Source organism: Candidatus Methylarchaceae archaeon HK02M2 (genome assembly GCA_024256165.1).
Taxonomy (GTDB): domain Archaea; phylum Thermoproteota; class Nitrososphaeria; order Nitrososphaerales; family JACAEJ01; genus HK02M2.
Genome location: JAKLZG010000036.1, coordinates 1 through 6,250, shown reverse-complemented (window position 1 = coordinate 6,250; position 6,250 = coordinate 1). Strand labels below are relative to the sequence as shown.

Sequence of the window (6,250 nt, the reverse complement as noted above, 5' to 3'; positions counted from 1 at the left end):
TTCTTTGGGAGTCGAATTCCTCTAGGATACCAAAATGGAATTTCTATCTTTAAAGTTTCAGTCTCTTGCATTTTATATAAATTGAGTATTTTGTTTCTGCATTTCTTCGCTATATGATGAAATGAGTCTGATAACTTATTAAGATCAACTGGTGCGATAGCAACTTGCTCGGTAAGAAAATTTGCAAGGGGGCATATATCTACTTGGATTGCTTTCCTGTCGAGAACTAGAGACTCTATTGCCGTTATACCTGAACCCCCGAATGGATCAAGCACAACCTCACCATTCGTTGTAAAATTCTTAATATATTCCTGAACAACATTCCACGGTCTTCTCGTGAAATAGGGATGTACACCATAATGTCTTTTGGCTGCTTGCCTTTTGGGTGGGATAGTCTTGGATATAGGAACAATACGACGTATCTTCATCACTAATTGAAATATTCCATGAATACTTTGACTACATTATACAACATTTAAAAAAGCTTTCTACTAGATAAGTAGCTTAATCAATAATTGACACTCACTACTGCGAAAAGGGATTGCGGGGTATCTCTATACTACTGCCTTATTTGAAGAGGGTAGGGACAAATAGGGAAAGGGGAGAACGCAACAATATACAAAATGCTCTACTATGTCAATGATATTGGTGGATTGAGTACTGTATTAATAGCATAATTACGTTTGTGGTAGTAGGAGACTTTTAACCGCTTTACACACATCAATTACATAGATGAATGTCACACTTGCATCCGATTCATTTGAAATTGCTTCTGGATGCGCAATAGCATTTCTTCTCCTCCTAAGATGGAATAAGGCGGAAATTTCTATTGGTCTCTTCTTTTCTGGAAATTCTTTTTCAATTTTATCAAGGACTTTACCCCATATTACTTTTCCTATTTTGTTCCCAGTTTTCTTTTCATACCACCTTCTTAAAATACTTTCAACAGTCCTTAATGCCATAAACTCCGAAGCAGTGAAATTATTTCCTATAAAACTTGTAGCAGCCTCGTTCATCCCTTGCTTTTCTAATTCAGTTAAAACATTCCATTCCTCTTCCTTGAAGAACGGCTTTGCACCTGATGATAACTTGCTTATGTCTAATTGTGTTTGTGGCAGACAAAGAATCCACTTTTTTGAAATTTCTGTTATTCTACCATACCAAATTTGGATTGTAGTTTGTAACCACCCAACATCATCGTCTTCTATTTTCTTGCTTTTATCTTTGTATTTCCTTCCAAATGAGCTTAGGAATCCCTGGGCTTCACTTCCTATGAACTCCAGCCCTTTTGTTGACTTATACCTACAGATATTTTGCAGGTCTTCCCTTATATCAGTCCATTCAGGCTTTTCCAAGTTAGTATCAGCTTCAAGATGTCCAAGCCACGTACCTAATTCAAAAATTTCATCCGCATCTAATTCTCCTGCCATCTAATACCGCCTCCTTTAAAAGTTACTCATACATGATTTATCGTGAATTTATTATACCACACCTAGTCATCCTTATTGACATAAGTTCAGTATAGGATTACAATCCTGCAAAGCTGGGGGATTAATTGTGAAAAAAATAAGTGCAAAACCAAATGCTGTTTATTGTCAAATTCATTCCATTACTCATGATTTTAAACCGATAAAAGGAGAAGACCTGCTATTTGAGTTGAATAAAAAGAATGGTCATTATTTCTTGAAATATCGCATAGATGAAGAAAGTACTCGATGTTCATTTGAGGAGACTTTTGTCAAATTCAAATTTAGTTGTGTGGGATTATCTGTAGCAACTCTAGGTCACTTTTGGGTAAAGGAAGAATTATTTAGTTCAGATGATGAATATAAATCGATTTGGTCTGGTGATAAATCAATTAAACTAGTTGTAGATAAAGAAATATTATCATCAGGCAAGAAAACAATAACTGCTAGAGATATCTTAATAGGTGAAGATTTAACAACTTGGATTTCACTAAATTATCCACGGGTATTCACTTACTATACTACTGCCCTATTTTTATTGAGGTCTTCTGCGCCTATTGAATATTTATATGCGGATATACTTCTAAATTTTTTTAAAATTATTGAGTTAATAACATATAAAAGGACGAACAAAAAACCAGAATTAGATGTAATTATCGAGGATTCTAAGTCATTAAAAATTATTAATGTTGACGAAAATGACATGAGGCAGTTTTACATCGTTAGAAGCAGAGATGCTGCCCACGATTATGACAAAGCGCAAGAAATTACTCGTAAACAAGCAGTAGAGTGCAAATTGTGGGTGGATGAATTAATAATCAAAGACTTGATTAATCGCTCAGAAAAACCCAGACTCATTGCAGAGGTCAGAGAAACGGAATCAGGTGCAATAATTACACCAATAGTAAAAGGTGACTAAGCTAAGGTTTTCAATGATATCTCGATTGACACCCACTACTGCGAGGGATAGAATCTGATTATGTAGAGGTCGTGTTTGAGCACGAAAATGGCACTAAGTAATCAAGGTAAGAAACTGTTAGGCGACATCTTCTCAGCATCCTTAAAATCTCAGAGTGGTTTAAACGCAGCACGATTTCGGGCTGATAATGAGAAATCTATACCTGAACTAAACCATCTTGAACAAATTGGCTATTTGCAAAGGAAGGATAACCTGTATTCTATTAACTTATTAGCGTTTGTTTATTTAGTAAAGGAAAATCCTGATGCAATAAGTATATCTAAAAATTGTGGTCTAATATTCGATTTGCTACAAGGTCATTACAGAGAAAACCTTGAGAAAAAAATGACCGTTCCCGACATTGCCCGAAATACTGGTCTGTCAGAAAATGATGTCAAGACCGCTCTTGGAATCATTATTCAGACTCCAATATTAAGTGGTTACGTATCCGATTTTACTAGGTGGGATGCATATGTAGCACCCTCTGAAAATATCCTAAAATACAAATCATTTGAAGATATTTTACAAGAGCAGGAAGAGTGGGATAAGCATAGATTAATACACACACAATCTCGTGATTCGAAAAAGTCTACCTATTCAGTCCCTAATTATCAAGCAGAACAAGGAATTTTATTGACTTTGCCTCCAAGCAGAACAAATTGGAAAGCAATCCAACAAGATTATGACATTACGAAGACGGGTTTTGGTAAAAGAATAAATTTCATAAAAGACAATTTTAAAAGGAAGATAATATTTCGTGATGTTGAGCAGGCATATAACCTTGCATCATGGGGTTTTTCAAAACCAGCCGTGATTCTTGCTGGTGGTGTGATTGAAGAGTTATTGAGACTATATTTAAAACATAAGCAAGTTAAGCCGATTAAGAATGATTTTGATGGTTATATTCAAACCTGTGAACAACAAGGACTTTTAAAGGTAGGTATTTCCCGTTTATCAGATTCAGCAAGACATTTTAGAAATCTTGTCCATCTTGAAAAAGAAAAGGATAAAAAAGATACCATTTCAAAAGTAGCCGCAAAAGGTGCAGTCGCTTCCATTTTTACAATAGCCAGCGATTTATAGAACCTTAGAGTAAGGCACAATAAAAGAGAGAACGCATTGCTACGCTCTCCCTCCTAATACAGCAATTCAGTATTGCTGTCCGTTAGGGCAGAGCCTTAGCCCTACCCAACACTTTTTATTCAACGCAAAAAGTTAACCTGTAACGATCCTTCTCATCATTACATAAAGCACAAAGTGAGGATGTGCCTTCCCACCTTGTTGCCGATTGGCAGAGGCTAAACTCTGCCATTGAACCTGGTAATTTCTTATGTAGTCGTCACTAACTTCCCTTCACTGTCTACTTTAACAATTTGGTAATCATCATCACCAGCTTTACCGATTAATAAAACGATTTTAGCGTTGTCGTTAAATCCTAAATCTAAAATTAATTGTTTCAACTCTGTTAACGTCATTTTTTATTTCTCCTAAATTTCACGAACCTTTTCTACATAGGCTTCCAAGGACTCAAAGTAAATCGGATACGGTTTTCTCCCTATCCACTTGTTTTCCTCATACCTTCGCTTACGTTCGTCATTCTCGCACCATCTAACCCATTCAGCGCCAGATAGAATTTGATTCTCCCAACACTTATAGCAGTCGTGACAAAAGAAGTCTTTTAGAAACACACCTTTTAATGGTTTCTGACAAATTGCACAAAGCGGTATTGACATTCATTTGGTTATCTCCGTAGTATTTGCTTCCGAATAGTCCTTGCCTCACCAAACCTCGCCAATATGGAAATCTTTAAACATACGGACAGCAATCAACGTCAACGTCCAGTTTCTTTACCTTGAACAATCGGGAAATTAGGAATTAAGGGTAAGTTTACCCTACGTTTAAGCAGTAATTGTTAAGGGTAATAAAACTAATTCCCCAATAATAGCAGGGTAAAATAACTAATTTTTGTTATTTATGAGCTTATTGCGGACTGTCGTATGGCTGGTATTGATACCCTGTTCTCTTAGTATCCTAGCAATACGTTTAAATCCGTATCCTTGATTGTATAAGTCTTGAATTAGTTGAAGGGGTAAAATTTGTTCAGGTCGCCCACCAGCATGAGGACGTGCCATCAATTCGTCTAGTGAGGGTCGCCCAAAACCAGCACATTTTAAACAGATCGTATCAATTAAAAGGACATCCCCGTAATCCTTCTTGCAAAACTCTGAGTGGGGTTTTTCTTTATTACACACTCTGCAAACTGTAGTCCTCTCTTTTAAACTCATGTTAATATACCTTTACCCTAGATTTACTCAATCTCATTTGAACCACCATTTCTACGATGGTCTTTCATTTCTATGAAATGCTCTCTAACAGTATCAACAGCATTGAGTTCGGGCATTCCTATTAGATTCGGCACTCTAATACTCTTGGTTTGTTCGGCTAACGATAACTCCTTTTCAGTCTTAGCTCTCTGATTAACTATCTTGTCAATCAGCATCTTAAAATGGTTATCACTGAAACTCAAAATATAGCTTGCATCTTCATTATAGTCGAACACATCGTCAACATCGGCATCCTGAATCATCTGCCATCGTGAATTTAATTTCTTCAATTCAGCTATCTCTTTCTTCAAACGGTTTACTGTACCGTCAGCATTGGCATATTTATTGTGCTTACTTGCAGTAGCAGTTGCACCGTCTACTAGGACTCTTCGTATTGCTTTTAATGTTGGGGTTGATAATTTAGTTAAATCTATCATCATCTCTTCACACCTCACTAGTAAACTATTACATTTGGTTTCTTCGGAGTTTCTGGTGGATTACCTACTCTTTCACCAGGCTCGCCAAACTCAACAGGTATACCAGTTTCAGTAATTTTAGGCTCATAAGGCTGCTCAAATAAGTTCCTTTTTAACTCAGTTCTCAATAAATCCATACCTACATCCTTTGCAACCTTAACGTAACCTGGATTTCTTTGTTTCCATATTTCCATGTCATATGTGTCAGCATCAGTAAGAATTGGTTTGGCAATATCTTGTAACTTAATTATGCACCATGAACATATCTTCTTGTGTGGAAATAGATTACCAATCATGTAATACTGGTTGAGATACCTTTTTGGCACTCTATCATGATGTATCCCGTATTTTTCCTCTAGATAACACTCAGATATTTTCTTTACTTTTTTCATAAGTCCCCCTTTATTAAATCAACTAGCAAGCACGACTGCTCGCCCGATATTTGAGAGTAGGGGGTGTGAACCCTACTCTCCAAGCTTGGTGAACCGTGCTGACCCCTATGCGCAAGAGTCAGCAGAGCAAGCACTAAATTGCTTGCCCGTTAGGGTGGCAGGATCGCTACCACCCTGGAAAACAAAGGGAAAAATCAAAGCGTTGACGGTGAAGATAACCGCCAACTGGGGGTAGAGCGGAAGCATTAACTCTACCCAATCGAAGAAAATTATGATGAACCTGACCACAATAAATTGCACTTGATAGGAATAGATTGAACACACTTGAGGTGTCCCATTTTGGTGTCCCACGCTACGAACGACTTTGGGACAAATAAATAAACACTATATTTATTTATATAGATAGAGGTACTTTCAAAGAATCGTCGTTCCTCACTGTGCTCGGAACAGGGGGATAGGGGGATGAAGGGTTAGCAAGTGATGGTGATAGTGAGGTTGCCTGGATTCTAGGTTTACCTCTTGAGTCGTTGTTATTAGGAACTTCAATGTATCCAGAGTTTATGACAGGTTTCGGCTGCTCTTCCTTTGGTGTCAAGGCTTTGTAAACGTTTGGTGTAATGTATCTCAATTGTGT

10 protein-coding genes are annotated in these 6,250 nt (G+C 37.1%); 2 read left to right on the top strand and 8 right to left on the bottom strand.

Annotated elements, in window-relative coordinates; all coding sequences use genetic code 11:
* The coding region (locus L6N96_03010; protein ID MCP8323133.1) for a site-specific DNA-methyltransferase at window positions 1-428 on the bottom strand (428 nt) is incomplete at its 3' end.
* 249 nt (window positions 429-677) lie between these two features.
* The gene (locus L6N96_03005; GenBank protein ID MCP8323132.1) at window positions 678-1,430 is read right to left on the bottom strand and encodes a hypothetical protein; all 753 of its coding nucleotides are present in this window, start codon (window positions 1,428-1,430) and stop codon (window positions 678-680) included.
* A 127-nt stretch (window positions 1,431-1,557) separates the two neighbouring features.
* Between L6N96_03005 and L6N96_03000 the strand changes: the two genes are divergently transcribed.
* Entirely contained in the window at window positions 1,558-2,385 is an 828-nt protein-coding gene (locus tag L6N96_03000) for a hypothetical protein (GenBank protein ID MCP8323131.1), read from the top strand.
* Window positions 2,386-2,460: 75 nt separating this feature from the next.
* Entirely contained in the window at window positions 2,461-3,507 is a 1,047-nt protein-coding gene (locus L6N96_02995; protein ID MCP8323130.1) for a hypothetical protein, read from the top strand.
* 245 nt (window positions 3,508-3,752) lie between these two features.
* Here L6N96_02995 and L6N96_02990 read toward each other — a convergent pair whose 3' ends face one another.
* From L6N96_02990 to L6N96_02965, 6 genes are all read right to left on the bottom strand, one after another.
* Window positions 3,753-3,899: a hypothetical protein gene (locus tag L6N96_02990; GenBank protein ID MCP8323129.1), complete on the bottom strand. Its 147-nt coding sequence runs from the start codon at window positions 3,897-3,899 to the stop codon at window positions 3,753-3,755.
* A gap of 12 nt (window positions 3,900-3,911) precedes the next feature.
* Window positions 3,912-4,157, bottom strand: coding sequence for a hypothetical protein (locus tag L6N96_02985; protein MCP8323128.1), 246 nt, complete (start codon window positions 4,155-4,157; stop codon window positions 3,912-3,914).
* A 225-nt stretch (window positions 4,158-4,382) separates the two neighbouring features.
* Window positions 4,383-4,709: a recombinase family protein gene (locus L6N96_02980; GenBank protein ID MCP8323127.1), complete on the bottom strand. Its 327-nt coding sequence runs from the start codon at window positions 4,707-4,709 to the stop codon at window positions 4,383-4,385.
* Between the two features lie 23 nt (window positions 4,710-4,732).
* The gene (locus L6N96_02975; GenBank protein ID MCP8323126.1) at window positions 4,733-5,188 is read right to left on the bottom strand and encodes a hypothetical protein; all 456 of its coding nucleotides are present in this window, start codon (window positions 5,186-5,188) and stop codon (window positions 4,733-4,735) included.
* Window positions 5,189-5,202: 14 nt separating this feature from the next.
* The gene (locus L6N96_02970) at window positions 5,203-5,616 is read right to left on the bottom strand and encodes a hypothetical protein (GenBank protein MCP8323125.1); all 414 of its coding nucleotides are present in this window, start codon (window positions 5,614-5,616) and stop codon (window positions 5,203-5,205) included.
* Between the two features lie 394 nt (window positions 5,617-6,010).
* A partial coding sequence (locus L6N96_02965; protein MCP8323124.1) for a hypothetical protein occupies window positions 6,011-6,250 on the bottom strand: 240 nt, incomplete at its 5' end.